The organism is Cystobacter fuscus (genome assembly GCF_044360685.1).
Lineage (GTDB): Bacteria > Myxococcota > Myxococcia > Myxococcales > Myxococcaceae > Cystobacter > Cystobacter fuscus_C.
In genome coordinates this window covers 2,052,639-2,079,232 of record NZ_CP043491.1, presented here as the reverse complement: position 1 = coordinate 2,079,232, position 26,594 = coordinate 2,052,639, and the positions used below count along the sequence as shown (strand labels likewise).

Below are 26,594 nucleotides of genomic sequence, written 5' to 3'. Positions count from 1 at the left end.
GACCCGGCCGTCCCCCTCCTGGGAGCCCCATCACATGAAGCCTGATTCCGCTGGCCCCGCCGCGACACAGTCCCTCCAGCCCGCCACCGACTTCCAGCCCTACATCCCCGCCGAGCGGATGGACGTGGCGGAGTTCACGCCCAAGGCCGTCATCATCGGGGTGTTCTTCGGCATCGTCTTCGGCGCCGCCACGGTGTACCTGGCGCTCAAGGCGGGCCTGACGGTGTCGGCGTCCATTCCCATCGCCGTGCTGGCCATCTCCCTGCTCAAGAAGCTGGGGGGCTCGACGATCCTCGAGAACAACGTGGTGCAGACCATCGGCTCGGCGGGCGAGTCCATCGCCGCGGGCGTGGTGTTCACCCTGCCCGGCTTCCTCTTCCTGAGCCCCGAGAGCCAGGGCGCGAGCTTCTTCGAGTACTGGACCATCTTCACGCTGGCGCTGCTGGGCGGCGTGCTGGGCACGCTGATGATGGTGCCCCTGCGCCGCTCGCTCATCGTCAAGGAGCACGGCAACCTGCCCTACCCGGAAGGGGCGGCGTGCGCCTCGGTGCTCATCGCGGGCGAGAAGGGCGGCGACCTGGCGAAGATCGCCTTCCAGGGCGTGGGCTTCGCGTTCGTGTACGCGCTCTTGCAGAAGATCGTGAAGCTCATCGCCGAGACGCCGGCGCTGGTGACGAAGCAGACCAACCGCTTCTTCCCCTCCGCCACGCTCAACGGCGACATCACGCCGGAGTACCTGGGCGTGGGCTACATCGTGGGGCCCAAGATCGCCGGCGTGCTCGTGGCCGGTGGCGTGCTCGCGTGGCTGGGGCTCATCCCGCTGCTGGCCACGCTGGTGCCGGGTGACACCATCGCCGAGCAGCTGGTGAAGCTCGGCTATCTGCAGAGCCTCACCACGGCGGGAGGCCCCGGCGGGTGGGATCCGGCGACCCACACCTTCCGCGACACCGCGGCGGCCATCTACCGCGCGTACGTGCGGCAGATTGGCGCGGGCGCGGTGGCCGCGGGCGGCTTCATCACGCTGCTCAAGACGCTGCCCACCATCGTGTCCGCCTTCCAGGAGAGCCTCGCGTCCTTCAAGGAAGGCGCCGGGAAGGCGGTGCAGAAGCGCACCGAGAACGACCTGCCCATCACCGTGGTGCTCTTCGGCAGCGCGGCCCTCATCCTGGTGCTGGCCGTGCTGCCCTTCCTGCCCGGGAGCGTGTTCGGCCGGCTGATGCTGGGCATCCTCATCGTGGTGTTCGGGTTCTTCTTCGTGACGGTGGCCTCGCGCATCGTGGGCATCATCGGCTCGTCGTCCAACCCCATCTCCGGCATGACGATCGCCACGCTGATGGCCACCTGCCTCATCTTCATCGGCATTGGCTGGACGGGGGACATCTACCAGCCCATGGCGCTGTGCGTGGGCGGCATGGTGTGCATCGCGGCGGCCAACGCGGGCGCCACGTCGCAGGACCTGAAGACGGGCTACCTGGTGGGCGCCACCCCGCGCGCGCAGCAGATCGGCCTGATGATTGGCGCGGTGGCGGCGGCGATCGTCATCGGGCTCACCATGAAGCTGCTGGACACGCCCACCGAGGCGATGCGCGCCCAGGGCATCATGCACCGCATCGGCACGGACGCGTACCCCGCCCCGCAGGGCACGCTCATGGCCACGCTCATCAAGGGCCTCTTGTCCTTCAACCTGGACTGGCAGTTCGTGCTCGTGGGCGCCTTCCTGTCGGTGACGATGGAGCTGTGCGGCGTGAAGTCGCTGTCCTTCGCCGTGGGCGCCTACCTGCCCCTGTCCACCACCGCGCCCATCTTCGTGGGTGGCGCCATCAAGGGGCTGTCCGACTTCGTGGCCCAGCGCAAGGGCGAGCACGTGGAGGAGTCGGAGCTCGGCCCCGGCAACCTCTTCTCCACGGGCCTGGTGGCCGGTGGCGCGCTCGCGGGCGTGGTGGTCGCCATGCTGTCGGTGTACGGGCCCATCAACGACGTCATCTCCCGGCTGTCGATGGAACACAAACTCACCGAACTGCTGGGCGCGGGGGGCTACCAGCTGCTCGGCGTGTTCGCCTTCGCCTTCATGAGCTTCGTGCTCTACCGCGTCTCGCGCCGCCCCTCGCGGGTGTGACGCACCGCATCCCCGACCCCGCCTGGTGGGCCAAGCGTGTGCTTGTCACCAGTGCGGGGGCATTCCCGGCGGATTATTGAAGGGTGCAGGACGATCGTCGGCCCGCCCGCATGAAGAAGGAGCGGGCACTGCACATCTTTGTCACCGAAACGGCGAAGCGCTGTCCGCATCACTCCATCTAGGTAGTGGAGAAGGACATCGCGTAACCGGAACGGTTCCGGGAGAGGCGACCATGGCCATGACCGTGACGAAGCTGGTGGAAGGACGAGAGGCACAGAACCGCGCCCTCGAAGCACGGGAGCGCCGCAACAAGGCGCGGCAGGCGGTGGCGCGGAGCATGTCGGGCCGATCGCTCGTCGAGCTGTCCCTGGACGAGGCCCGGGAGAACGCCCTGGAGGATGACCGGGAGCGTCGCTTCCTCACCGCGCTGCAGCATCTGGAGACGGAGCTGGGGGTGGCGCCCTCGGAGATGGTGGAGGACGAGACGGGCTTCTATGGCCTCTTCGTCACCCCCATGCCCGCCCTGCTCGCCCGGCGCCGGGCCAGCCGCATCGAGGCGCGGGAGGCGTGGGATCAACGCCTGAGCATCGAGTGCTACGGGCTCGCCGGAAGCCAGGTGGCCACGGGCAAGGTGCCCCGCGAGACCGTTGGCTCACCCACCCTGCACTGACGCTCGGAGACCCTAGCCGCCCGCGGCCAGCACGCGCGCGAGCGGCCCCAGGGCGGCGGCGAAGACGTCCGGGTGCGTCAACAGCGACAGCACGAGGAAGGCCCCTCCCCGGAAGTCATAGAAGTACCCCGGCTGCACGTTCACCCCTTCCTCCAACAGCGCCAGACACGTGGCCTCCTCGCCGGGCTCCAGGGGAATGCGCAACACGGCGCTCCAGCCGCCCTGAGCGGGCACCACGTCCCAGCGCGCGCCCGACGGCCGGGCCTCGAGCAGCCGGCGCCGGTTCTCCTTCACCCGCGCGAGCACCGCGCCCTGGAAGACAGGCGCGTGGGCCAGCCACTCCGGCAGGCTGAGCTGCACGGGCGTGTTCACCGGCAGGTACGTGTCCGCCACCAGCTCCAGGCGCGCCAGGGCCTCGTCCCGCGCCGCCTCGGGCCCCCCCACGTGCATCCACGCGAGCTTGAGGCCCGGCAGGCCGGCGACCTTCGACAGCCCCGACAGGCTGAAGGTGGGCATCGGCAGCTCCCGCCCGGCCACCGAGCCCACCCGCCCCGGCTCCGCGTCCCAGGCGAAGTCGGAGAAGACCTCGTCCGACACGAGCGCCAGCCCGGCCCGCGCGCACAGGGCGCTCAGCGCCTCCAGCTCGCCCTCGCGCAGGTAGTGGCCCGTGGGGTTGCCGGGATTCACCACGAGCACCGCCCGCGTGCGCGCGTCACGCGCGGCGTCCACCGCGTCCACGTCCAGGCCAAAGCCATGCGCGCGGGGCAGGCGGTAGGTGCGCGTCTGGACGCCCTCCAGCCGCGCGAGGTACTCGAAGAGCGGGTAGCTGGGCGCGGGGACGAGCACGTTGTCCCCCGGCTCGCACAGCAGCTTGAACAGCCAGCCGTAGGCCTCGCTCGTGCTCGACGAAAGGACGAGGTGCTCGGGGCGCGGCGCCCTTCCCCGCGTGCCCAGGAAGGCCGCCACCGCCTCGCGGGCGGAGAGCAGCCCCAGGGACTCGGGGGAGTAGCGCAGGGCGTCCGGGTGGGCCAGCGGCGCGGGCCCGGGCAGGGGCAGGTGCAGCTCCACGCGCGTGGGGTTGGTCTCCGTGAGGTCCATCACCGGCAGTCCCCGGGCGCGGCGGCTGGCGAGCGCCAGGGCCAGGGTGTTCCACGTCCGCGCGAACCCCGTGCGCGCGGAGAAGGGACTCACAAGCCCGTCTGGAGCATGGCGGAGGCCACGCGCCGGATGAGCTCGCGGCGGATCTCCTTGCGGCAGTGGTCGATCGCCTTGGGGTGGGGCTTGGGCAGTGTCCCCTCCCGCGAGCGGAGGGCGGTGCGCAACACCAGTTCGACCTTGGATGGCTCGAGGTGGAAGAGCCGGGCTCCCTCCTTCTGCAGGAAGTAGGAGAGACCGCGCGTATCGAGGAGCTTGGAGAGGTATCGCCTGGAGTCAGCGAGGAGCGAGAGGTCGATGATGTCGGCCATTCGCCGAGGTTTCTCACCCGGATCGAAACATGCGTCCATTTCGCGGCCGGACGGTGCGAAAATTTGATCTCCGGCGCGCATGCGAAACGCGGCGGAGGCCGATTTATCGGGCTCGCGCGCGATCCATCCCGAGCAGCGGGGCGAGTGCCGCGCGGAACGCCGCGTGACGGCGTACCGGCTGCAACAGGTAGGGAACAGGGCCCAGGACACGGACGCCATGACGCTCGGCGATGAGCGCCGCGTTGTCGCGCTCGGAAGGGTCGCGCGTGGGGGTGCTGCGCGACAGCAGCACCGCCGCGACAGGGATGTTGCGCGCGGCGAGGGCCTCGAGCGACAGGGCCGTATGGTTGAGCGTGCCCAGGCCCGCGCGGGCCACGAGCAGCACGGGCAGGCCGAGCGTGGAGATGAGATCGATGACGTCGTGGGAGGAGTCGAGCGGGACGAAGAGGCCGCCGGCCCCCTCCGCGACCACGGCGCCCTTCCCCACCCGCTCCCAGGCGGCGAGGGTGGTGCCCCAGTCGGGCTCTCGGCCGAGGCGGCGCGCGGCGATGCCCGGGGCCAGGGGCGCTCGGAAGCGGTGGGGACAGACGAGGTCCAGGGGCAGGTCGCTGCGCGCGGCCTCGCGCAGGCTCAGCGCGTCCGCGGGGGCGCGCAGCGAGGCACACCCGCTCTCGTAGGGCTTGAAGCCCTGGGGGGACAGCCCCGCGTCGGCCATCAGGGACAGCAGGGCACGCGAGGCCTGGGTCTTGCCCACGCTGGTGTCCGTGCCCGTGACGAAGAAGCGGGGGACGGGGGGAAGCGCACGTCGACGGGCCATGGGGCCTCCGGTGTCAGAGATTGAGGGAGCGCAGGGCGGCGAGCGCCAGGTCGAGCTGACCCTCGGTATGCGCGGCGGACAGGCAGAAGCGCAAGCGGCTGGTGCCCTCGGGGACGGTGGGGGGGCGGATGGCCTTGACGAGCAGGCCCCGCGAGCGCAGCGCCTGGGACGCCGCGACGGCGCGCTCGGGCTCGCCCACGATGACGGGGAAGACGGCGCTGCGCGGCTCCGCGGCGAAGCCGAGCTCTCGCAGCCCCTTGGAGAAGCGGTGGATGTTGCGCCACAGCCGGGCGCGCAGCGAGTCATCGCGCTCGACGATGTCCACGGCGGCCTCGGCCGCGGCGCACAGGGCGGCGGGCAGCGCGGTGGAGTAGACGAGGGGCCGGGCGCGCTGGAGCACGAAGTCCACCACCGGGCGGGACGCGGCGATGTACGCGCCCAGCCCGCCGAGCGACTTGCTCAACGTGCCCATGCGCACGTCCACGGCCCCTTCCAGGCCCAGCGCCTCGCACAAGCCCGCCCCCCGCTCGCCGAGCACCCCCGTGGCATGCGCCTCGTCGACGAGGAGCGCCGCGCCGTGGGCCTGGCACACCTGGACGATGTCGCGCAGGGGGGCGACGTCTCCATCCATGGAGAACACGGTGTCGGTGACGACGAGCCGGCGGCGCGCGGGGGTGGAGGCCAGGGCGCGCTCCAGCGCCTCGACGTCCGAGTGGGGGTAGACGACCGTGCGGGCGCGTGACAGCCGGCAGCCGTCGATGAGGGAGGCATGGTTGAGGGCGTCGGAGAAGACGGCGTCCTCTGGGCCCACGAGCGCCTGGAGGGTGCCCACGTTGGCCGCGTAGCCCGAGTTGAACAGGAGCACGGCCTCGGCGCGCTCGAAGGCGGCGAGCCGGGCCTCCAGCCGCTGGTGCGCGGAGGTGTCGCCCACCACGAGCCGGCTCGCGCCGGAGCCCACGCCATGCACCTCGAGCGCGGCGGCGGCCGCGGCGCGCACGGTGGGCGACGCGGCCAGACCCAGGTAGTCGTTGGAGGCGAAGTTGACGAGCGTCTCGCCGCCCAGGCGCACGAGTGGCCCCTGGGCGGAGTCGAGCGGCTCCAGATAGCGGCGCAGCCCCCGGGCCTTCAGGGCGGAAAGCCCCTCCTCGGCCCAAGCGGTGGCCACGCCCGTGGCACGCGCGCTCACCGGGACGTGTCCGGCTCCAGCGGCCGGATGCCCGCCTTCTCCAGCAGGGCCATGTCCTGGGCGTACTCGGGGTTACCCGTGGTGAGCAGCTTGTCGCCGAAGAAGATGGAGTTGGCGCCCGCGAGCATGCAGAGCAGCTGCGCCTCCTCGTTCATCTGCTTGCGGCCCGCGGACAGGCGCACCATGGACAGGGGCATGAGCAGACGCGCCGTGGCGATGGTGCGCACCATCTCCACCGACTCCACCGGCTTCTGGTTCTCCAGGGGCGTGCCCTTCACCGCCACCAGCGCGTTGATGGGCACCGACTCCGGGTGCACCTCCTGGTTGGCCAGCGTGAGCAGCAGCCCGCAGCGGTCCTCCACGCTCTCGCCCAGGCCGATGATGCCGCCCGAGCACACGGAGATGCCCGCCTTGCGCACGCGCTCGAGCGTGCGCAGCCGATCGTCATACGTGCGCGTGGAGATGATGTCGCCGTAGTGCTCGGCCGAGGTGTCCAGGTTGTGGTTGTAGGCGGACAGGCCCGCCTCGCGCAGCCGCGCCGCCTGGCTCTCGGAGAGCATGCCCAGCGTGGCGCACGCCTCCATGCCGAGCGCCTTCACGCCCTTGACCATCTCCAGGACGCTGTCGAACTGGGGACCGTCCTTCACCTCGCGCCAGGCCGCGCCCATGCAGAAGCGCGTGGCGCCCGCGGCCCGGGCCTGCGCGGCGGACTCGAGCACGGCCGCCACCGGCATGAGCTTCTCGGCCTTCACGCCCGTGTGGTGACGCGCCGCCTGGGGGCAGTAGCCGCAGTCCTCGGGACAGCCGCCCGTCTTGATGGACAGGAGCGAACACAGCTGCACCTTGTTGTCCTGGAAGACGGCCCGGTGGACGGTCTGCGCCTTGTGGATGAGCTCCAGGAGCGGCAGCGCGTAGAGGGCGCGCACCTCGGGCAGCGTCCAGTCATGGCGGACGGTGACTCCGGGAGGCGGCGTGGCGAAGTGGGCGTGGCCGTGGAACGAGTCGTCGGAAGGGGCGTGGGCGGACATGGGCTCCTCGGAAGAGCGCCGAACGTCGTGGATGGCCCCATCGTTGTCAACCACGCAGCACGCCCGGGTTGACAACCCCCGGGCGTGCCGAAAATCAATCTGAAATCAGGAACTTACGGAGGTCATCCCCCCGAAGGCCCGCCCTATCAGGCGTGGATTCTGCGTCCGCGGCCCGCCCAGCCCGCCAGGAACAACACGACGATGGAGCCAATCACCGACATGATGAGACCCGAGGGCTGCAGGTCGAGCACGCTCCGGCCCGGCGAGAACAGCGCGCCGATGAAGCCACCCACGAACGAACCCACGATGCCCAGGATCATCGTCATGATGAGACCCATGGACTGGCGGCCCGGAACCAGAGCACGCGCGATCAGACCCGCCACCAGACCCACCACGATGAACCAAATGATGCTCATCTGTTCTCTCCTCGATCGGGCACCGCCCCGTGCGGCCCCAGTGGTCTGCAACTTGGGGAGCCCCTCCCCGGAGCACAACTTGATCCGGCGGATTCCGATGAATCCCCACGCCTCCCTGCTCGCTCTCCATCCAGCCAGGAAATGAAGTGGGGCGGCGTGGGAGGGGTGCGCTAGAGAACAACCTCCATGGCGAAGGCGAAGACGCATTACGCGTGTCAGGCATGCGGGTACCAGTCGGCGAAGTGGTTGGGGAAGTGCCCTGACTGCGGCGCGTGGAGCTCGCTGGTGGAGGAGACCGAGACGAAGGTGGACGAGAAGCGCCCGGCCTGGGGCGCCTCGGGCGGAGCCTCCAAGCCGGTGCGGCTGCGCGAGGTGAGCGGCGAGCAGGAGCAGCGCCGGCACACGGGCATCGCCGAGTTCGACCGGGTCCTCGGCGGCGGAGTGGTGGACGGCTCGCTGGTGCTGCTCGGCGGAGACCCCGGCATCGGCAAGTCCACGCTGCTGCTCGCCGCGCTGGATCGGCTGGGCCACGCGGGCCCGGTGCTCTACGTGTCGGGCGAGGAGTCGCTGCGGCAGACGAAGATGCGCGCCGAGCGCCTCCGGGTGGAGGGCGAGGCCATCCACCTCTTCGCGGAGACGGACGCGGACCGGGTGCTCTCGGTGGCCGAGTCGCTCAAGCCCCGGGCCCTGGTGGTGGACTCCATCCAGACCATGTACCTGCCGGAGCTGGGCAGCGCGCCGGGGAGCATCTCCCAGGTGCGCGAGGTGGCCGGGCGCTTCATGGCCTACGCCAAGCGCAGCGGCGTGCCCACCTTCCTCGTGGGCCACGTGACGAAGGAGGGCTCCATCGCGGGCCCGCGCGTGCTCGAGCACATGGTGGACACCGTCCTCTACTTCGAGGGCGAGCGCGGCCACCCCTTCCGGATTCTGCGGGCGCACAAGAACCGCTTCGGCTCGACGAACGAGATTGGAGTCTTCGAGATGAAGGGAGCGGGGCTCGTGGAGGTGGCCGACCCCTCGGCGCTCTTCCTCGCCGAGCGCCCGGCGGGCAAGGCGGGCAGCGTGGTGACGTGCACGCTCAATGGCACGCGCCCCCTGCTGGTGGAGGTGCAGGCGCTGGTGGCACCCACGGGCTACGGCACCGCGCGGCGCACGGCCATCGGCGTGGACGGCAACCGCGTGGCCCTGCTCGCCGCGGTGCTGGAGAAGAAGGAGGACATTCCGCTGGTGGGCTGCGACCTCTTCGTCAACGTGGCCGGAGGCATGCAGTTGTCCGAGCCGGCGTGTGACCTGGCGGTGTGCGCGGCCCTGGTGAGCAGCCTGCAGAACCGGCCGCTCGAGGCGCATACCCTGGTGCTCGGCGAGGTGGGACTCGCGGGCGAGGTGCGCGCGGTGGGCCAGGTGGAGCCGCGGCTCGCCGAGGCGGCGAAGATGGGCTTCCAGCGCGCCGTCATCCCCAAGGGCAGCGCCCGGCGGCTCGAGGACTCCAAGCTGGAGGTGGTCGGCGTGGAGACGCTGTCCGAGGCGCTCGGCGCCATGTTCGACTGAGCGGGCCGGCCCCCTTCGAAAGACGACCGGCCCCGCGCCGCGTCCCCCTTCCGGAGGACCGCGCGAGGCCGGTACGGATGAGCCGCTCGAGGAGCGGGAATCAGCCGCCGATGTTCTTGAGCACGGACATGCCCATCTCGTGCATCTGCTTCATCATCTGCGCGATGAGCTGGTTGAGCTCCTGCTCCTTCTGCATCTTCATCTGCGCCTCGAGGAAGGGCTTCATCTCGGCGGGAGCGGTCGCGAGCATCTGGTTCTGGGCAGCGCTCAGACCACCCATGGCACCCTGAGCCGAATTCACGATCGAAGAGAGAGAGGACATTTGATTTTCCTTGGGCCCGCTCGGGGCCGAAGCTGAGGTTTGAATCCAACTGCTTGATAAATTGGTTATCGATTCTTGAGAGCCGGAGTTTCCTCCCGGATTTTCGGAACCATTTCCGGGCGGTTTCCGGGGAAGCCGGCTCAGCCCGCCTTGCGAATCTTCTCCGCCGACGGCACCACCTCGAGGAAGCGCACCGGTATCCTCTCCACCAGCCGCTCGGTGTACTGGGTGAACAGGCGGTAGAGCACCGGCAGCAGCACCAGCGTCAGCACGCACGCGGAAATGGTCCCCGCCACGATCACCACCGCCAGGGGCTTCTGCGTCTCCGAGCCGATACCCCGGCTCAAGCACGCCGGCACCAGGCCCAGCGCCGCCAGTGACGCCGTCATCAGCACCGGCCGCAGACGCTCCATCGCGCCGTTGAGGATGGCCGACTCCAGCGGCTCGCCCGCCTCGCGCCGCTCGGCGATGGCCGACATCACCAGCACCCCGTTGAGCGCCGCCTGGCCGATGAGCGCGATGAAGCCCACCGCCGCCGCCACCGACAGCGGCATGCCCGCGAGGAACAGGCCGAAGACACCTCCGATCAGCGCGAAGGGCACGTTCATCAGCGTGATGACCGCGCGGCCAAACGAGTTGAACGCCTTGAAGAGCAGCAGCAGCGTCAGCACGAGCGCCACCGGCACCACCGTCAGCAGCCGGTGCATCGCGCGCTCCTTGCTCTCGAACTCGCCGCCCCACTCGATGCCCACCCCTTGGGGCAGGGGCACGTCCCTGGCCACCTTCGCGCGGGCCTCCTCCACGAACGAGCCCATGTCGCGCCCACGCACGTTCATGCGGATGCCAATGTAGCGCCGGCCATTCTCGCGATTGATGGACGCGCGGCCCTGGCCATTGCCCACCTGGGCCAGCGCCTCGAGCGGCACCGTCACGCCACCGTCCACCGGAACACGCAGCTTGCGGATCTTCTCCACGTCGTCGCGGCTGGAGGAGGGCAGACGCATGACGACGTCGAAGCGCCGCTCCCCGTCCCAGAACTCGCTCACCGGCTGGCCGCTGAGCGCCGTCTGCAGCACGTGCTGGAACTCGCCCATGTCCATGCCGTAGCGCGCGAGCGCCACCCGGTCCGGCGTCACCTGCACCTGGAGCACCGCCGCGCTCTTCACCAGGCCCAGGTCCGCCACGCCCTCCACGTGGGAGATGCTGTTCTTCACCTTCTCCGCCAGCTCCTGCAGCGCCGCCAGGTCGTCACCGAAGAGCTTCACGGCGATCTGTCCCTGCTGACCGGAGATGCTCTCGTTGACGTTGTCGCCGATGGGCTGGCTGAAGTTCACCTCCAGGCCGGGGATGCCATCGATGGGCCTCTTGAGCGCGTCCATCACCAGGTCGAGCGTGGGCGTCTCCTTGGGCCACTCGTGGGGCGGCCTGAGCTTGACGAAGAACTCCAGGTTGTTGGCCAGCTTGGCGTCCGTGCCGTCCTCGGGGCGGCCCAGGGCGGAGAGCACCTGCTCCACCTGCGGCGCCTGCTCGATGAGCTGGGTGATGCGCGGCACCAGCTTGCGGCCCTCGGTGAGGGAGACATTGGGGGGCAGGCTGAAGGTCATGTAGATGCTGCCCTCGTTGAGCGCGGGGAGGAACTCGCTGCCCAACCGCGGCACCATCACCCCCGCCACCACCAGGCCCGCCGTGGCCACGCCCAGCACCAGCGCGGGCCGCTTGAGGGCGAACTTCAGCGTGGGGCCATAGGCGCGCTCGGCCAGCTTGAGCACCGGGCTCTCCTTGTGCCGGGCCCCCTTGCGATAGACGAACGAGGCGAGCACCGGCACCAGCGTCACCGAGAAGATGAGCGCGCCCACCAGCGCCGCCACCACCGTGTTGGCCATGGGGCTGAAGATGCGCCCCTCCACCCGCTCCAGCATGAAGATGGGCAGATAGGCCGCGATGATGATGAGCATGGAGAACACCGTGGGCCGCACCACCTGCGAGGTGGCCTGGCGGATGCGCTCCTCCACCGGCACGTCCTCGTGCGCCGCCCCAGGGCCATGCCCATGGTCCAGCGCCAGCTTGAGCAGGATGCTCTCGATGATGACCACGCCACCGTCCACGATGACGCCGAAGTCCACCGCGCCCAGGGACAACAGGTTGGCGGACATGCCTCGCATCTTCAGGTAGATGAACGAGCTGAGCAGCGAGAGGGGAATCAGCGTCCCCACCACCAGCGCCGCCCTCAGGTCCAACAGGAAGATGAAGAGGACGAGCGTCACCACGATGCCGCCCTCGAGCAGGTTGTGGCCCACCGTCTTGAGGGTGGTGTTCACCAGGTCCGTGCGATCATAGAAGGGCTCCACCTTCGCCCCGTCCTGCTCCAGGCGGTGGTTGATCTCCCCCACCGAGTCGCGCAGGCGCGCGAGCACCTCGGAGGGATTCTCCCCGCGGCGCATCAGCACGATGCCCTCCACGGAATCGAGGTTGGTGCCACGGCTCACCACGCCCTGGCGCGGGGCCCAGCCGTCCGCCACCTCCGCCACGTCCTTGATGAAGACGGGCGTGCCATCATGCGTGGCCACGCGCACGTCGCGGATGTCGTCCAGGGTGGAGAAGAGGCCCTGGCTGCGGATGACGAGCTGCTCGGCGCCGCGCTCCAGGACGCCGCCCGAGGCGTTCTTGCTCCCGCTCTGAAGGGCCTTCTCCAGATCGTCCAGCGTCAGGCCAAAGGAGGCCAGGCGCGCCGGATCCGGCTGCACGTGCACCTCGCGCAGCAGGCCACCGATGGACACCACGTCCGCCACGCCGTTGACCCGCAGCATCATCGGGCGCACCACCCAGTCCTGCAGGGTGCGCAGCTTCATCGGGTCCCCCTTCGCGCCGCTGAGCGTGTAGCGGTACACCTCGCCAATGGGCGTGGCGTAGGGCCCCAGCTCCGGGGTGATGCCCTCGGGCAGATCCACTTCGCGCAACCGCTCCAGCACCTGCTGGCGCGCCGCCAGTCCGTCCACCCCGTCGTTGAAGGTGAGGGTGACGAAGGACAGCCCGAAGAGCGACAGGTTGCGAAGCCGGTTCAAGCCCGGGGTGCCGTTGAGCGCGCGCTCCAGCGGCAGGCCAATCTGCCGCTCCACCTCCTCCGAGGGCTGGCCGGGAAAGAGGGTAATCACCTGCACCTGCGTGTCCGTGGGGTCCGGGAAGGCCTCCACGGTGAGGCCCTGGAAGCTCACCCAGCCCCAGATGGCGACCAGCACCGAGAAGAAGACGACAGCGGCCCGGTTCTTGAGTGAGAAGTCTACGAGTTTGTCGAACATGGATGCGTCTCCGGTCCGCGGTTAGTCCGCCAGCTCGATGGTGTTCTCCAGCAGCAGCGCGCCGCGGGCGACGTAGCGGCTGCCCGTCTCCAACCCGGCGCGCAGCTCGACCTCACCGTCCCTCCGGCGGCCCGTCGTCACCGCCACGCGCTCCAGCCTTCCGGCCTCCCGCGCCACGAAGACGACCGAGCGCGCTCCATCCGTCACCACCGCGCTGGCCGGCACGCGCACGCGCCTCACGTCCGCGGGCGCCTCGGGCGTCACCTCCATGAAGGCGTTGGGACGCAGCACCCGGTCCTCGTTCACCACCCGCACGCGCACCTCCACCGTGCGCCGCCGCGGATCCACCACCTCCGAGACACGCTCCACCGTGCCGCGCCGCTCCACCGCGCCCGACTGCGTGCGCACGATGGCCCTCTGGCCCTCGCGCAGGTCCGCGGCGTCCGACTCCTGCATGTCCGCGATGACCAGCACCTCGCTCAAGTCCGAGATGCGTGCGAGCGGCTTGTCGCGATCCGGCGTCACCTCCTGGTTGGACACCACGTCCAGGTCCACCACCGTGCCCGCGCGCGGCGCCGTCACCCAGAAGAGGTTGTCCCCCTCGGCGGACACCGAGAGGCTCGCGCGCTTGGCCCGAGCCGCCTCCAGGGCCAGCTTCGCCTGGCGCAGCTCGGCCTCGGCGGCCAGGAGCTCCTTCTCCGGCGCGGCCTGCAGGCTCACCAGCTCGCGCAGCCGCTCCGCCACGCGCTGCTTGTCCGCCACCTCCGTCTCGGCGCTCTTCTGCTCGCGATCCAGGTCCGCGTAGGCCGCCGAGCGCACGGAGAAGAGCCGGTCTCCCGCCTTCACCCGATCTCCGATGCGCACGCGCACCTGATCCACCCGGCCCGCCAGGGGCGCGCCCATGGAGGCGGTGCGGCGCTCGTCCAGGTCCACGCGGCCGGGCGCGGGCAGCGGCGCGAGCGCGGACGCCTCCGCGGCCACCGCGAGCTCGATGTACTGCCACTGCGGCCCCTCCGGGGGCAGGTGCACGCTCTCGCCCTTGACGACGGGACCAGACGCGGGCGTGGGCTCGGCCTCGGCGATCGATGGGCGGCCGAGCACCAGGCCCAGGGAGATGGCGGCGCCCACGCCGAGACCGGCGGCGGCGAGCAAGACGGGACGGCGGGGAGGACGGGAGGAGGAAGCGGTCATGGGGGGGATTCCGAAGGGGGGAAAGGGGTGGGAAGGGGGGTTAGAAGTGCTCGCCGAGCTCCGGCGGCGGCTTGGGACCGGCCGAGCGCACCCGGTCCAGGTCCAGCGAGAGGCGGAAGGCGGCGAGGTCGATGTCGGCGGCATCCAACAGGAGCTGGCCGTAGGTGCGCCGGGCGAGCAGCAGGTCCTGCAGCGAGGCCCCACCGGCCTTCACCGCCGCCTCCAGCCGCTGCACCAGCGAGGAGGCCAGGGGCAGCGTCTGCTGGCGCACGCGCTCGCGCCGGGCCGCCACCGCGTCGCGCTGGGTGGTGAGGGATTGGGTGTCGCGCTCGGCCTGGGCGGTGAGCCGCATCCGGGCCTGCTCGGAGGCCTCGGACTGGGCGCTCGCGGCGAGCGCATCCGCCTGGCCATGATCGAACACGGGCAGGGGAAAAGACAGACTGACGCCCAGCGAGTCGCGCTGGTTGCCGGAGATGAGGAACTGGTCGCGCAGGTAGCCCACGCGCACGGTGGGGTCCGGAATCCAGCGCCGCCGGGCAAGCGTGAGCGAGGACTGAGCGCTGCGCCGCTGGGCCTCCAGCGAGAGCAGATCCGGCCGCTGTTCCACCTCGGAGGGCGGGAGCGGACGCGACAAGCGGGAAGAGAGGAATTGGCTCGCGGCCTCGCGGCCACCGAAGGGAGAGCAGGACAGCCCCACCGTCCGCGAGCACTCCAGGAGCGCTCCAGCCAGCCGGCTGTGCTCCTCGACGAGCTGCCCCTGGAGCTGCGTCTCCTCCAGCGTGGCCCGGTCCACGTCCAGGCCCGCGGTGTCACCCCGCTGCGCCCGGACACGCTGCAGCTCCGTGAGCCGCGCGGCGTCCTCGGCCAGACGCTCCAGCTCGGCCAGACGCACCTCGGCGGTGGCCACCTCCGCCGCGCGCTCCAGCACGTCATAGGTGCGCTCGCGCAGGCTGGATTGCACCTCGAGCGCGGTGGAGGCCAGGGCCGCCTGGGCCGCGTCACGGCGGGGGCCGCGCTTGCCCAGCTCGATGAGCTCGGAGATGCCCACGCCCGCGTTGGGCACCTGCGTCAGCCGATTCAGCCCCGGCGGGTTGGTGGGCCCCACGGCGATGGTGCCGACGGAGAGATCCAACTCGGGATTGGGCAGTTGGCGCGCGCGCACCAGCTCGGCGCGCGCGGCGGCGATGCGGGCGCGGGCGGTGGCGAACTCGGGCGAGCGTGCCCACAGCAACGCGGCCATGCCGTTCTCGTCGGGCAGCGAGGCGAGCGTCAGGGAAGCGGACGAGGCGGCGGGCGCTGGCGCGGCGCTGGGGGAATCGGACTGGGCCGGGGCGGCGGTGGCCCCCAGCAACAGGCAGGAGACGAGCAGAGGTGGAACACGACGCACGAAAGGGGCTCCCGGTGGGGTTCGGGGGAGTCCCTGGGCAAGCCGCGTGCCCACGCCACTTCCAGTGATTCCGAGGGGTTGGGCCGAGGAGTCACTGCAAGGATCTTGAAGTGGCGGCCGGACTTCAAAATCCTTTCATTGAAGATTCTTGAACCGCCTGGTGCCGGGCGCGTGGGGAGTGGGAACACCGGCAGTGACATTCGCCCGTGGAGGGGACGAAATTGCGCGCGTCCCTTGCTGGAGTTCACACATGACCGCACGCCGTCCGCTGTTGGCCGCCACCCTCGCCTTGGGCCTGCTCGCTGGATGCAGCCGCAATGCGCCGCCCCCCGAGTCCAAGCCTTCCGAGTCCGGTGGAACGCCCGCGCAGGCCGACAAGCCCGCCACCGAGACGCCTACCCCGCCGCCCGCCGACACCCCGCCAGCCGGGAGCAATGCGGCGGAGACCGCCGCCACCCAGCAGAGCGCCACCTATTACGTCCGGGACAGCGGCATCCGCTGCATCGCCCCGCCCTGCCCGGCCTTCATCGCCACGCGGGTGGACAAGCCCGACGAGGATGGGCTTCAGGTCACCGAGTTGGATCTCAACGCGCTGGGCCTCAGCCAGGAGAAGCAAGACAGCCTGATGGAGGCGACCCACACGGCTCCCGGAATCAAGGTGGAGGCCATCCTGGGCATCGGCGCGAGCGTCGGCCCCGCTGGCCACGCCAAGATCCTGCGCATCAGCCGGGTCATCGACAGCAAGTAGTCATTGGCTTCACGGTGGATGACCTCCGGCCCCGGTACGCGGGCACGGAGGTCTCGCACCGGGTCACCCCCCCTCCGGGGTTGGCTCGGTGTCCATGTCCCATTGCTCCGGCGAGAACATACAGACACCGTTGCCCGCGTCATCGGTGCTCACGCAGAACTCGTTCACACACGGGGAGGGGCCCGACAAGGAGCAGCGTTGGCGGCACCGGCCCTGGACACACGCGGAGTCTTCCGGACAGCTCGCCTCCCCCTCGTGTCCACAGGGCTGGACGCACTGGCCCTGGGCACGCCCCACCAAGGTGAGGAAGGGCTCCGTCTCGCAGACCTTACCGTCGGGACAAGGCAGGTCGCTGAGGCATGATTGACCCAGAACCACGAGGCACGCCGACACGCCGCCCTCCAGGCGAACACACTCCTGGTCCTCGGCGCACTCACGGTCCTCACACGTGGGCAGGCACACGGGCCCTTCGGGGTCACCGCGAGCACAGAAGAAGCCCTCCGAACACGTTCCCTCCTCACCAGGTACACACCGCCGGCCGCACCAGCCAGAACCCGCGCAAACGAGTCCCTCCCCACAAGCCCATTCCCTCGAGGCCAGCAGAGGCTCCCGAATGCATCGTTCCCCCTCCTTGCGCGAGCCCACGAAGACACACTGGCGCAAGGCCATCCGCCGTCCACGCACGGGGATGGCACGGCAGACGTTCCCATAGGGCGCGCACCACCGATCGGATTCGCATCCACTGATCGTGCACCTCCGCATCTGGTAGCGCGGATCGTGAAAACACACGAGCGGAGGATCACACTGCGCATCCCCCTGGCATGGCTGGAGCAGGGTCAGCCGTTGACGGGCCTCCGCGGGCGGCAACCAGGCAGCGACGTGCCACCCCTCGACAAATTGCTCAGCAGGGGCCCGGTGCCAGAGCAGGAGGATTCCCACCAGTGGGAGAATCAACAACGATGCGGCGGAGATCCCCAGCACAACGCGCCACTTCGTCATCGACGCGTCCTCTCGCTCGAATCCAACAGTCCATCCCTATCTAGCGGCTGTGCCCGTCCGTGCTGGTACATCACGCCGACCATGTTACCTCTCCAGTCAGCCCGGCGCACCATTTCACCGCCGGAACCGGAAGCCTCGCGCGGTAGCATGTGCACATGGCCACAGGACGCAAAGCTCCCAAGGTACGGCGGACCAGCACTCACCCTGTGGCTGCTCGAGCCCACCCCACCAGAAGGTGCGAGGCACGGACGGCATCCCTGATCATCCTGCTCGCCAGCATGGGCACCAACGGTTGTTACGCGGGCGCCAATTGCACGCCCGCCGATACGACCCATAGCTGCTGCGTGAAGAACCACCCCGAGGAGCCTGAAGCATGCGACGGGATCGAGGCAGTGGAAGGCACGGCCTTCCGGAGTTCCTCCACCCCTCAACAGGTCAAGGCCTCCAGCAGCAAGGGTCCAATGATCGCCGTCGCGACCGTCGCGGCGACTGGGACAGCAGCGGTGTTGGTCAACATGAACGATGCCGTCCAGTTCAAGAAGCTCCAGGAGGAGTTGGACAGGGTGATGGAGGAGTGTGTGGATCTGGCGGATCGAACCATCGATTCGAGACGGCCCAAAGGCGAAATCCTCGACTCCGTCAGGTGCAACGAGGAGGTGGGGAAAGACGCCAACGGGAAACGAGTGACCCGAGCCATGCAGTTGGGCAATGAGAAGCACCAAGAAGCATCCAACTGCGTCAAGGAGAAGCTCAGCAGACTTATCAAGGGGCAATTCAGCATCGAGCAGCGTTACCAGTACAATTCGTCGACGAAGAAACTCAGGCGCGTGAGCACAGAAGAAGAACAACGCTTGATACGGCAGGGGCGGAAACACGAACTCAGGGGCACGTTGAAACCGGATGTCGTCATCCACTCAGGAGATCCAACACAAGCCCGGCTTGTCTACGACTTCAAGTTTCCCTGCGGGGACGACAAACCTCCCACATGGCGCATCTACGAACAAGGCCCTTACCGAGACAAAACACAAGGGCGAATATACGAGGATGCGTTCGGTGTACAGCCTGGGCGCGTCGCGCCCGGTAGAAAGGGCGTCATTCGATGATCGAGCAATACCCGAGGATCAGACAATACGACGATCATGGCCAGTTGGATCTACGTGAGGGGCTGATCCTCTGCTTTTTCATGCGTCGTCCGCACAATGAAATATCACAAGCCGTCATGCGCGCCCTGGACATCTACCTCGATGCGGTAGGACCCGAGAAGCTAGGCTGGTCCCTGGAGCCAGAGAGTGACGACGACCCCGATGAAGAGGGCGTCGAGACGGTCATGCGACCACTGGACAGCGGGCAGTGGGCAAGAGTTCGAGAAAAATTGCGTGATCCCATCAGTTGCCTCCTCCAACTGGAAGAGCATAAAAGCCAGGTGGGGGGATTCCATGTCGAGTACTACGGCAGACAACGCGCCACCTTCGAACGCCCTGCCTGGGCACAAGCCGTCAGCGCGCTGTCCTTCTGGTTGCCCACGGAGTACCTGGAGGAGCAGGGCCCCTCGCGAGTCAGGGACATGGCCGTGGCGATGGCTCGCGAGCTTCCCATCAACTCCGGCTATGTCAGTCTCGCCTTCAACTACCTTTTGCGATACCGAGATGTCGTCCGTGCGGTACACGAGAATTGCTTCCGCTACCCGGGTCTGGATGTGCATGACCTGAGCGACGCGTCCATGGAACTCGGCACACGGGTTCGCGGGGCGTACTGGTTGAACTTCTACGGACAGCCGCTGCTCGGACAACTCGGAGGGGCGGAACGTCTTCGCCAGCAACTCGATTCACCCCAGGTCTCCGTCGAAGAACTCGGGGAAGAAAAGGTGCTGGTGGCGCTCGGGGCGGAACCAACGACAGGGGAAGTGCAACGGCAGGGCGAGCTACATCCGTATCGGGCCCTGGCCCGGGTGCTGGAGCCCTTCCTGCATCAGGAGAAACCGCGCTGGTTCAGCTTCTCCCTGGAGCAACTGCGTCACTGGGAGCGCCGATTCATGACCTGATAGGCCGAGGCACCCTCGAAGTCACGTGGCCCGCGCACGCGCGAGGGTCGCAGACCGCGCCCCTCCGCGCCATGCTTCCTACGGGGTAGCGACCATCTCGAACGAGACACATAGGGTGCGCGCCCTCACCCGCCGATTGGGAGTCCCCATGCGTCTCACGTCCCTCGTCCTGCTGTCCCTGCTCGCCACTGCCTGCGGCCCCGGCGAACCCGGCCCCGCGGGCCCTCCCGGCCCCCAGGGTCCCGCCGGTGCCCAGGGTCCCGCGGGCGCTCCGGGAGCCCCGGGTGCCACCTTGAGCACGAGCTACGTGTGCACCGGAGCGGCCAACAACGGCACGGCGAATTTTGCTCTCGTCCACACGGTCTACGTCATGTCGGACGAAAGCGTGATGGCCACCTGCAACCTGGCGGATGGCAGCCTATGGACCACGGGCATCAACATGTGGCGCAAGGACCAAGATGGCGCCGCCGTGGGCGGATGCCTCGTGTACTTCGACATCGATGACACCAAGAACGCGGGCGCCTGGACGATGGAGATCAACGCCCAGCGCACGTCCAGCTCGGCCACCTACCGCAACACGGGAAGCCCGCTGAACGGCCGCGTCTTCTCCCTGTCCTGCACCGCCGGCTGACCGGGCACGGGCGCCACCCGATGGAGCGCGCCCATCTCCAGTAGAGTGGGGTCCCCGCCCATGGCCCCCTGGACCCCGCTCACCCCCCGGCTGTCGGACGCGCTCGGCTCGCTCTCGGCGCGCCTGCTCGTGGCCTTCCTCCTGCCCACCCTGCTCTTCCTCGCCCTCACCGGCACCGCCGTCTACGCGCTCGCCCGCGGCATCCTCGAGGACGAGCTGGGCACGAGCCTCACCGCCATCGCCGCGGCCACCGCCACCCAGGTGAGCGGCGAGCGCATGCTCACCATCGAGCCGGGGGACGACACCACCGGCACGCGCACGTGGCGCAACCTCGTGCGCCTGCTCACCGACGTGCGCGCCGCCAGCGGCGTGCGCCGCGTGTACGTCGTGGACACCCGCGGCCAGGTGCGCGCCGACGTGGGCGGCGGCCTCCCCGTGGGCACCGAGGTCCCCGAGCTCGCCCGCGACCGGCTCGAGCTGTCGCGCGTCTTCTCCGGGCAGCGCGCCGCGAGCCAGGTCCTCTTCCAGGGCTCGGACGGCCTGCTCTACAAGACGGGCTACGCGCCCGTGCGCCGCGAGGGCGAGGTGGTGGGCGCCGTGGCGGTGGAGGGCAGCGCCGCCTTCTTCGGCCCGCTCGCGCGCCTGTCCCGGGGCTTCGCGGCGGCGAGCACGGGCGCACTCGGGGTGCTCGCGCTCGTGGCGCTCTTCACCGCGCGTGGGCTCGCCCGGCCCCTGCGCCGGCTCATGGACTCGGCGCTGCGCATCGGCCGGGGTGACCTGACCACCCCCGTCCCCCCCGAGCCCACCCGGGAGATTGGCGTGCTGGCGCGCGAGCTGGAGGTGATGCGCGGGGCGCTCGAGAGCCGCGACCGGCAGCTCAAGCTGATGCTCGCGGGCGTGGCCCACGAGGTGCGCAACCCCCTGGGCGGCATCTCGCTCTTCTCGGGCCTGCTCACCGAGGACCTGAAGGCGGGCGCCACCCAGGAGGCCGCCGGGCACGTGGCGCGCATCCAGCACGAGGTGGACTACCTGCAGCGCATCGTCGAGGACTTCCTCGCCTTCGCCCGCGAGCAGCCGCTCTCGCGCGCGAGCGTGGCGGCCTCGGAGCTGCTCTGGGAGGCGCGGGGCCTGCTCACCTCGGACGCGGCGGCGCGGCAGGTGGAGGTGCGCGTGGAGGCGGAGGAGGCCGTGCTGGAGGCCGATGGCAGCCTCTTGACGGCCGCGGTGGTGAACCTGGTGAAGAACGCCGTGCAGGCCACCCCTCCCGGGGGCCTCGTGCGGGTGACGGGCCGCGGCGAGGGCCCCCACTACACCATCCGCGTCGAGGACCCCGGCGCGGGCGTGCCCGAGGCCGAACGCGAGCGCATCTTCGAGCCCTTCTTCACCACCCGGCAGAAGGGCACGGGCCTGGGCCTGCCCCTGTCGCGCAAGATCGCCCGGGCCCACGGCGGCGACCTGCGCCTGGTCCCCACGCCGGGGGTGACTTGTTTCGAACTCACCCTTCCCCGGGCCGCTCCACTGCCTCCTCTTTGACCCGGCGGGCCAGCACCTGTCCGCCCTGCCATCCAGAGAGGAAATGAAGTAGGGAAAGGACCTGTTGCGCGGACGACAGCCTGTCCCACGCGACGACCACCCCCCCACCAGAGGTTGTAAAGAAGGATCCAAGGGGGGCCGGACAGGCAATAGGTGGGTGGCTGCTCGGTGAAAACCATCTCCTCAACCCAGCGGAGGCCTCCTCCTCGTGTCCCTGCCATCGGATAACGATCTCTCCTCGCCCGGCGCCCTGCACGCGCTCTTCGGGGGCGGGGGCCAGGAGCAGCGGCTGGATACCGAGCGGGAGCAATTCCGGCTGCTCGCCGAGGCCCTGCCGCAGATCGTCTGGACGGCCCGGGCCGATGGCGTCCAGGACTACCTCAACCGGCGCTGGTTCCAGTACACGGGCATGTCCGCCGAGGAGTCCCGCGGGGACGCCTGGATGCGTGCCTTCCACCCCGATGATCTGCTGGAGTACGAGCAGCGCTGGCGCCACAGCCTCACCACGGGCGAGCCCTTCGAGGCCGAGTCGCGCTGCCGCCGGCTGGACGGCGTCTGGCGCTGGTTCCTCGCCCGCGCCATCCCCGTGCAGGACCCGCAGGGCCGCGTCATCCGCTGGTTCGGCACCTGTACCGACATCGACGACCAGAAGCGCACCTCGGACGTCCACAGCTTCCTGGCCGAGGCGAGCTCCCTGCTGGCGGTCACGTTGGATCCGGAAGAGACCCTGCGCAACTTCACCCGCCTGGCCGTGCCGCGGCTGGCGGACTGGTGCACGGTGGACCTGGTGGGAGCGGACGAGGGCGTGGAGCGCGCGGCGGTGACCCACATCGACCCGGCCAAGGAGACCCTGGCGTGGGAGCTGGCGCGCAAGGCGCCGGCGGACCTCCAGAGCACCTCGCCGGGGGTGGGCCAGGTCATCCGCACCGGGGAGTCGGAGCTGCTGGAGCTGGTCTCCGACGAGCTGCTCGCCAGCCTGGTGCGCACTCCGGACGAGCTGCGCCTGCTGAGTGAGCTCGGCCTGCGCTCCTCCATCATCGTTCCCCTGGTGGTGCATGGGCGGACGCTGGGCGCCATCACCCTCGTGCAGGCCAGCGGCACCCGGAGCTTCTCCGCCGCGGACCTGCCCCTGGCCGAGGAGTTCGCGCGCCGGGCCGCGCTCGCGCTGGACAACGCGCGCCTGTACCGCGAGAGCCAGGAGGCCGTGAGCCGCGCCCAGCACGAGCGCTACCTCGCCGAGCAGGCCCGCGCGATGCTCGACACGCTGCTCGACGCCGCCCCCGCCGGCATCGCGCTCTTCGACCGGATGCTGTGCTTCGTGCGCGTCAACCGCACCCTGCGCGACATCAACCGCCTGTCCACGGATGACCCGGCCTTCTCCGAGGCCATCTCCACGCAGGGCCCCGGGGCGACGCTCGTGGTCAAGTCGCTCGTCAAGGCGCTCGAGACGGGAGAGACGCAGACGGTGGAGTCCACCACGCGGCTGCCCAATGGCGAGGAGCGGGCGTGGCTGGCGCGCTACGCGCCCGTGCGCTCGGCGGAGGGCAGCACGCTGGGCGTGGCCACCGTGGTGCTCGACATCACCGAGCGCAAGCGCGCCGAGGCCGAGCGCGAGCGCCTCATCGCCGCGCTGGAGCGCAGCAACCAGGATCTGGATCAATTCGCCTACGTGGCCAGCCATGACCTGAAGGCGCCCCTGCGCGGCATCGCCAACCTGTCGCAGTGGATAGAGGACGACCTGCAGGAGGTGATGACCGCGGAGACGCGCGAGCAGATGCGGCTGTTGCGCGGGCGCGTGCAGCGCATGGAGGCGCTCATCAACGGCATCCTCGACTACAGCCGCGCGGGAAGGATGCGCGGGCGGCCGGAGCGGGTGGACGTGGGGCGGCTCATCATGGAGTGCGTGGAGCTGCTCGCGCCTCCCGAGAGCACGCAGATCGAGGTGGCGCCGGGCATGCCCACGATGCGCACCGAGCGCGTGCCCCTGCAGCAGGTGTTCCTCAACCTGCTGAGCAACGCCCTCAAGCACGCGCAGGGGGCCGAGCCGCGCATCCGCGTGGGCGTGCGCCCGGCGGAAGGCTTCTGGGAATTCTCCGTGGAAGACAACGGGCCGGGAATCGCACCGGAGTACCATGAGCGCATCTGGGGCCTCTTCCAGACACTCCGGGCGAGGGACGAAGTGGAGAACACGGGAATCGGGCTGTCGGTGGTGAAGAAGAGCGTGGAGGCGCGCGGCGGACGTGCCTGGCTGCGCTCCACGCCGGGGCAGGGTGCCACCTTCCTCTTCACCTGGCCCGGCCACATGCCGGATGAGGGAAGGTGATGCTGCCCCTGAAGATGCTCAACATCCTCCTGGTGGATGACGACTCGGTGGACGTGATGAACGTCCAGCGCGCCTTCAAGAAGAGCAACATCCAGAGCGCCCTCTACGTCGCGAGCGACGGCAAGCAGGCGCTGGACATGCTGCACGAGGGCCGGGTGCCGTCGACCAACCGGCTCATCCTGTTGGATCTCAACATGCCGCGCATGAATGGCCTGGAGTTCCTGCGCGCCATCCGCGCGGACCCAGACCTGTCCAGCACCCCTGTGGTGGTGCTCACCACATCCAACGATGACCGGGACCGGGTGCAAAGCTACGCCCACCATGTCGCTGGCTATCTCCTCAAGCCCGTCACCTCCCCAGCTTTCGTGGAGTTGATGAGCGCGCTCAACGCATACTGGGTCCGAGTGGAGTTGCCGTGAGAGCCGAGGGGCACATGGAGGAGCAACGGCTGCGCCTGCTGGTGGCGGATGACGACGAGGTGGACAGGCTCGCGGTGCGGCGCGCCCTGCTCAAGGCGGGACTGAGCGCGCAGCTCGTCGAGGTGGCCGACGGTGCGTCCGCGCTCGCGGCGCTGCTGCAGCAATCCTTCGACTGTGCCCTGCTCGACTTCCAGATGCCGGGCCAGGACGGGCTGCAGGTGCTGCGCAAGGCGCGCGCCGCGCTGGTGGAAACCCCCATCATCATGCTCACCGGCCAGGGGGACGAGCAGACGGCCGTGGAGCTGATGAAGGCGGGCGCCACCGACTACCTCGGCAAGTCGTCGCTCACCGCCGAGCGGCTCGCGCACCTGCTGCGCCAGGCGCTGCGGCTGCACGAGGCCCAGCAGCAGTACCGCACGCTCGCCGAGGTGCTGCCCCACACCATCTGGACGAGCCGCCCGGACGGGCAGGTGGACTACCTCAGCCGCCGGGGCTTGGAGACCATGGCGGTGCCCGAGGCCAACCCCTCGCGATGGATGGAGGCGGTGCACCCGGACGATCTGCCGCGCCTGAACGAGCTGTGGCAGCGCAGCCTGAACACGGGCGAGCCCTTCGAGGTGGAGAGCCGCCTGCGGGGCCCCGAGGGCGGCGACCACTGGCACCTCATCCGGGCCCACCCCATGCGCGACTCCCGGGGACGGGTGCTGCGCTGGTTCGGCACCAACGCGAACATCGACGGCCAGCGGCGGGCCCAGGAGCGTATCTCCCGGCTCCAGGCCGTCACCGCCGCGCTCTCCGAGGCGCTCGCCCCGCGCCAGGTGCTCGACGTCATCGTCACCCAGGGACTCGTGGCCATGGACGCCCAGGCGGGCGCGGTGTGGCTCGTGTCCGAGGACAACCAGTCGCTCGAGGTCGTGGGCCCCTCGCCCCAGGCGCGCGAGCTGGCCCGGGGCCTGGAGCGCCTCACGCTCGACACCGCCGTGCCGGTGGCCGAGGCGGTGCGCCAGGATCGGCTCGTCACCTACTCCACGCGCGAGGAGCGGGACCGGCGCTATCCGCTGCTCGCCCGGCAGGGACTGCCCTTCGAGGCCTCGGCGGTCATCCCCCTGCGCGGCAGCCGCGGCGTCATGGGCGCCCTGGTGGTGGACTTCACGCGCCGGCGCGTGCTGCCCCAGGACGAGCAGGACTTCTTCCTCGCCCTGGCGCGGCAGGGGGCCCAGGCGCTCGAGCGCGCCCGGCTCTACGAGGCCGCGCAGCAGGCGCGCGCCGCCGCCGAGGCCAGTGAGACGCAGCTGCGCCACGTGCTCGCCGAGCGCGAGCGCATGGAGGCCACGCTCCAGGAGCGCGACGAGCGGCTGCGCGCGGCCCTGTGGGCGAGCAGCACCGGCACCTTCCGCTGGGACCTGCGCACCGGGGCCCTGGAGTGGGACGAGAACCTGGATCAGCTCTTCGGGCTGCCGCCGGGGCGCACGGTGCAGAGCATCGAGGACTTCCTGTCGCTCCTGCACCCCGAGGAGCGCGACGAGGCGCGGCGGCGCAGCGAGGCGTGCGCGCGCGAGGGCGCGGACTTCGACATGGACTTCCGCGTGGTGTGGCCGGACGAGCGCCTGCACTGGCTCAACTGCAAGGGCAAGACGTTCGTGGACGCGGGCGGGCGGCCGCTCTACATGACGGGCGCCTGCGTGGACATCACCGTGCAGAAGCAGCAGGAGGCCGAGGCGCGCCAGCTCGCCGAGTTCGAGCGGCAGATCCTCGGCATCGTCAGCCATGATTTGCGCAACCCCCTGAGCGTCATCCGCATCTCCGCCTCCACCCTGCTCGCGCGCGAGGGGCTGGACGAGCGGCAGAGCAAGAGCCTCACCCGCATCATCACCGCCACGGACCGCTCCACCCGCCTCATCCGAGATCTGCTGGACTTCAGCCAGGCGCGGCTCGGCGGCGGCATCCCCGTGGAGCGCAAGCAGATGGATCTCTTCGAGCTGACGCGCGGCGTGGTGGAGGAGCTCGCCGCGAGCCACCCGGAGCGCGAGGTGGAGATGAGCCAGGAGGGCGAGGGCGCGGGCGACTGGGATGGAGACCGGCTCGCGCAGGTGCTCGGCAACCTGGTGGGCAACGCGTTGCAGCACAGCCCCGCGCACACCCCGGTGCGCGTGCGCTGCCAGGGCGAGCCCTCCACGGTCGTCATCGAGGTGCACAACGAGGGGACGCCCATCGATCCCGCGTACCTGCCGGAGCTGTTCGAGCCCTTCCGCCGGGGGCGTCACGCGGGCAGTGGCGCGGGCAGCGTGGGGCTCGGCCTCTACATCACCCGGCAGCTCGTGCTGGCCCACGGAGGCCGCATCCAGGTGACCTCGCGCGAGGGCGAGGGCACGCGCTTCGCCGTGCGGCTGCCACGCGGCCCCCAGACCCCTCCGCCCCTACCGGGAGTGTCGGGCCGCCCCTTCAGCGGTTGAGCGG

21 protein-coding genes are annotated in these 26,594 nt (G+C 69.9%); 11 read left to right on the top strand and 10 right to left on the bottom strand.

Annotated features, from left to right (window positions below; translation table 11 throughout):
• The first annotated feature begins 34 nt into the window (after positions 1–34).
• Both F0U63_RS08685 and F0U63_RS08680 read left to right on the top strand, forming a co-directional pair.
• Complete coding sequence (locus F0U63_RS08685) at positions 35–2,116, top strand: OPT family oligopeptide transporter (RefSeq protein WP_395845416.1); 2,082 nt, start codon at positions 35–37, stop codon at positions 2,114–2,116.
• Between the two features lie 232 nt (positions 2,117–2,348).
• Positions 2,349–2,786 carry a hypothetical protein gene (locus tag F0U63_RS08680; protein WP_395845415.1) on the top strand — a complete coding sequence of 146 codons (438 nt, stop codon included), beginning with the start codon at positions 2,349–2,351 and terminating at the stop codon, positions 2,784–2,786.
• Positions 2,787–2,798: 12 nt separating this feature from the next.
• Here the strand turns inward: F0U63_RS08680 and F0U63_RS08675 are convergent, their stop codons facing one another.
• The 6 genes from F0U63_RS08675 to F0U63_RS08650 all read right to left on the bottom strand — a co-directional run bounded on the left by F0U63_RS08675 (position 2,799) and on the right by F0U63_RS08650 (position 7,699).
• Entirely contained in the window at positions 2,799–3,977 is a 1,179-nt protein-coding gene (locus tag F0U63_RS08675; protein ID WP_395845414.1) for a pyridoxal phosphate-dependent aminotransferase, read from the bottom strand.
• Positions 3,974–4,252 carry a hypothetical protein gene (locus tag F0U63_RS08670; RefSeq protein WP_395845413.1) on the bottom strand — a complete coding sequence of 93 codons (279 nt, stop codon included), beginning with the start codon at positions 4,250–4,252 and terminating at the stop codon, positions 3,974–3,976. Before F0U63_RS08670 ends, F0U63_RS08675 begins: the two co-directional genes overlap by 4 nt.
• Before the next feature lie 103 nt (positions 4,253–4,355).
• A complete protein-coding gene (bioD, locus tag F0U63_RS08665) occupies positions 4,356–5,069 on the bottom strand; it encodes a dethiobiotin synthase (protein ID WP_395845412.1) in 714 nt (237 codons plus the stop codon).
• 13 nt (positions 5,070–5,082) lie between these two features.
• The gene (bioF, locus tag F0U63_RS08660) at positions 5,083–6,255 is read right to left on the bottom strand and encodes an 8-amino-7-oxononanoate synthase (protein WP_395845411.1); all 1,173 of its coding nucleotides are present in this window, start codon (positions 6,253–6,255) and stop codon (positions 5,083–5,085) included.
• Positions 6,252–7,283: a biotin synthase BioB gene (bioB, locus tag F0U63_RS08655; RefSeq protein ID WP_395845410.1), complete on the bottom strand. Its 1,032-nt coding sequence runs from the start codon at positions 7,281–7,283 to the stop codon at positions 6,252–6,254. The genes bioF and bioB overlap by 4 nt, the downstream gene beginning before the upstream one ends.
• Positions 7,284–7,429: 146 nt before the next feature.
• Positions 7,430–7,699, bottom strand: coding sequence for a GlsB/YeaQ/YmgE family stress response membrane protein (locus tag F0U63_RS08650; RefSeq protein WP_395845409.1), 270 nt, complete (start codon positions 7,697–7,699; stop codon positions 7,430–7,432).
• 186 nt (positions 7,700–7,885) lie between these two features.
• On the opposite strand from F0U63_RS08650, the gene radA reads away from it, so the two are divergent.
• A complete protein-coding gene (radA, locus tag F0U63_RS08645) occupies positions 7,886–9,247 on the top strand; it encodes a DNA repair protein RadA (RefSeq protein WP_095984867.1) in 1,362 nt (453 codons plus the stop codon).
• Between the two features lie 100 nt (positions 9,248–9,347).
• Here the strand turns inward: radA and F0U63_RS08640 are convergent, their stop codons facing one another.
• The 4 genes from F0U63_RS08640 to F0U63_RS08625 form a co-directional block, all read right to left on the bottom strand.
• Complete coding sequence (locus F0U63_RS08640) at positions 9,348–9,569, bottom strand: hypothetical protein (RefSeq protein WP_395845408.1); 222 nt, start codon at positions 9,567–9,569, stop codon at positions 9,348–9,350.
• A gap of 140 nt (positions 9,570–9,709) precedes the next feature.
• The gene (locus F0U63_RS08635) at positions 9,710–12,865 is read right to left on the bottom strand and encodes an efflux RND transporter permease subunit (protein ID WP_395845407.1); all 3,156 of its coding nucleotides are present in this window, start codon (positions 12,863–12,865) and stop codon (positions 9,710–9,712) included.
• Positions 12,866–12,886: 21 nt separating this feature from the next.
• A complete protein-coding gene (locus tag F0U63_RS08630; protein WP_395845406.1) occupies positions 12,887–14,056 on the bottom strand; it encodes an efflux RND transporter periplasmic adaptor subunit in 1,170 nt (389 codons plus the stop codon).
• 40 nt (positions 14,057–14,096) lie between these two features.
• Entirely contained in the window at positions 14,097–15,443 is a 1,347-nt protein-coding gene (locus tag F0U63_RS08625) for a TolC family protein (RefSeq protein WP_395845405.1), read from the bottom strand.
• 250 nt (positions 15,444–15,693) lie between these two features.
• On the opposite strand from F0U63_RS08625, the gene F0U63_RS08620 reads away from it, so the two are divergent.
• The 8 genes from F0U63_RS08620 (at position 15,694) to F0U63_RS08585 (ending at position 26,590) form a co-directional block, all read left to right on the top strand.
• The gene (locus F0U63_RS08620; RefSeq protein ID WP_395845404.1) at positions 15,694–16,191 is read left to right on the top strand and encodes a hypothetical protein; all 498 of its coding nucleotides are present in this window, start codon (positions 15,694–15,696) and stop codon (positions 16,189–16,191) included.
• A 1,343-nt stretch (positions 16,192–17,534) separates the two neighbouring features.
• Positions 17,535–18,293: a hypothetical protein gene (locus tag F0U63_RS08615; RefSeq protein ID WP_395845403.1), complete on the top strand. Its 759-nt coding sequence runs from the start codon at positions 17,535–17,537 to the stop codon at positions 18,291–18,293.
• The gene (locus F0U63_RS08610; RefSeq protein ID WP_395845402.1) at positions 18,290–19,231 is read left to right on the top strand and encodes a type VI immunity family protein; all 942 of its coding nucleotides are present in this window, start codon (positions 18,290–18,292) and stop codon (positions 19,229–19,231) included. Before F0U63_RS08615 ends, F0U63_RS08610 begins: the two co-directional genes overlap by 4 nt.
• A 148-nt stretch (positions 19,232–19,379) precedes the next feature.
• The gene (locus F0U63_RS08605; RefSeq protein ID WP_395845401.1) at positions 19,380–19,862 is read left to right on the top strand and encodes a hypothetical protein; all 483 of its coding nucleotides are present in this window, start codon (positions 19,380–19,382) and stop codon (positions 19,860–19,862) included.
• Between the two features lie 60 nt (positions 19,863–19,922).
• On the top strand, positions 19,923–21,395 hold the full coding sequence (locus F0U63_RS08600) for a sensor histidine kinase (RefSeq protein ID WP_395845400.1): 1,473 nt from the start codon (positions 19,923–19,925) through the stop codon (positions 21,393–21,395).
• 208 nt (positions 21,396–21,603) lie between these two features.
• Complete coding sequence (locus F0U63_RS08595; protein WP_395845399.1) at positions 21,604–23,718, top strand: PAS domain-containing protein; 2,115 nt, start codon at positions 21,604–21,606, stop codon at positions 23,716–23,718.
• Positions 23,718–24,137, top strand: coding sequence for a response regulator (locus F0U63_RS08590; RefSeq protein ID WP_395845398.1), 420 nt, complete (start codon positions 23,718–23,720; stop codon positions 24,135–24,137). The genes F0U63_RS08595 and F0U63_RS08590 overlap by 1 nt, the downstream gene beginning before the upstream one ends.
• Positions 24,134–26,590, top strand: coding sequence for a PAS domain-containing protein (locus tag F0U63_RS08585; RefSeq protein ID WP_395845397.1), 2,457 nt, complete (start codon positions 24,134–24,136; stop codon positions 26,588–26,590). Before F0U63_RS08590 ends, F0U63_RS08585 begins: the two co-directional genes overlap by 4 nt.
• The last annotated feature ends 4 nt before the right edge of the window (positions 26,591–26,594 follow it).

Coding starts and splice junctions, on each gene's coding strand:
- F0U63_RS08680 (WP_395845415.1), top strand. CDS start 2,349: ATGGCCATGACCGTGACGAAGCTGGTGGAAGGACGAGAGGCACAGAAC.
- F0U63_RS08590 (WP_395845398.1), top strand. CDS start 23,718: ATGCTGCCCCTGAAGATGCTCAACATCCTCCTGGTGGATGACGACTCG.
- F0U63_RS08620 (WP_395845404.1), top strand. CDS start 15,694: ATGACCGCACGCCGTCCGCTGTTGGCCGCCACCCTCGCCTTGGGCCTG.
- radA (WP_095984867.1), top strand. CDS start 7,886: ATGGCGAAGGCGAAGACGCATTACGCGTGTCAGGCATGCGGGTACCAG.
- F0U63_RS08685 (WP_395845416.1), top strand. CDS start 35: ATGAAGCCTGATTCCGCTGGCCCCGCCGCGACACAGTCCCTCCAGCCC.
- bioB (WP_395845410.1), bottom strand. CDS start 7,283: ATGTCCGCCCACGCCCCTTCCGACGACTCGTTCCACGGCCACGCCCAC.
- F0U63_RS08635 (WP_395845407.1), bottom strand. CDS start 12,865: ATGTTCGACAAACTCGTAGACTTCTCACTCAAGAACCGGGCCGCTGTC.
- F0U63_RS08600 (WP_395845400.1), top strand. CDS start 19,923: ATGGCCCCCTGGACCCCGCTCACCCCCCGGCTGTCGGACGCGCTCGGC.
- F0U63_RS08630 (WP_395845406.1), bottom strand. CDS start 14,056: ATGACCGCTTCCTCCTCCCGTCCTCCCCGCCGTCCCGTCTTGCTCGCC.
- F0U63_RS08670 (WP_395845413.1), bottom strand. CDS start 4,252: ATGGCCGACATCATCGACCTCTCGCTCCTCGCTGACTCCAGGCGATAC.
- F0U63_RS08650 (WP_395845409.1), bottom strand. CDS start 7,699: ATGAGCATCATTTGGTTCATCGTGGTGGGTCTGGTGGCGGGTCTGATC.
- bioD (WP_395845412.1), bottom strand. CDS start 5,069: ATGGCCCGTCGACGTGCGCTTCCCCCCGTCCCCCGCTTCTTCGTCACG.
- F0U63_RS08605 (WP_395845401.1), top strand. CDS start 19,380: ATGCGTCTCACGTCCCTCGTCCTGCTGTCCCTGCTCGCCACTGCCTGC.
- F0U63_RS08640 (WP_395845408.1), bottom strand. CDS start 9,569: ATGTCCTCTCTCTCTTCGATCGTGAATTCGGCTCAGGGTGCCATGGGT.
- F0U63_RS08610 (WP_395845402.1), top strand. CDS start 18,290: ATGATCGAGCAATACCCGAGGATCAGACAATACGACGATCATGGCCAG.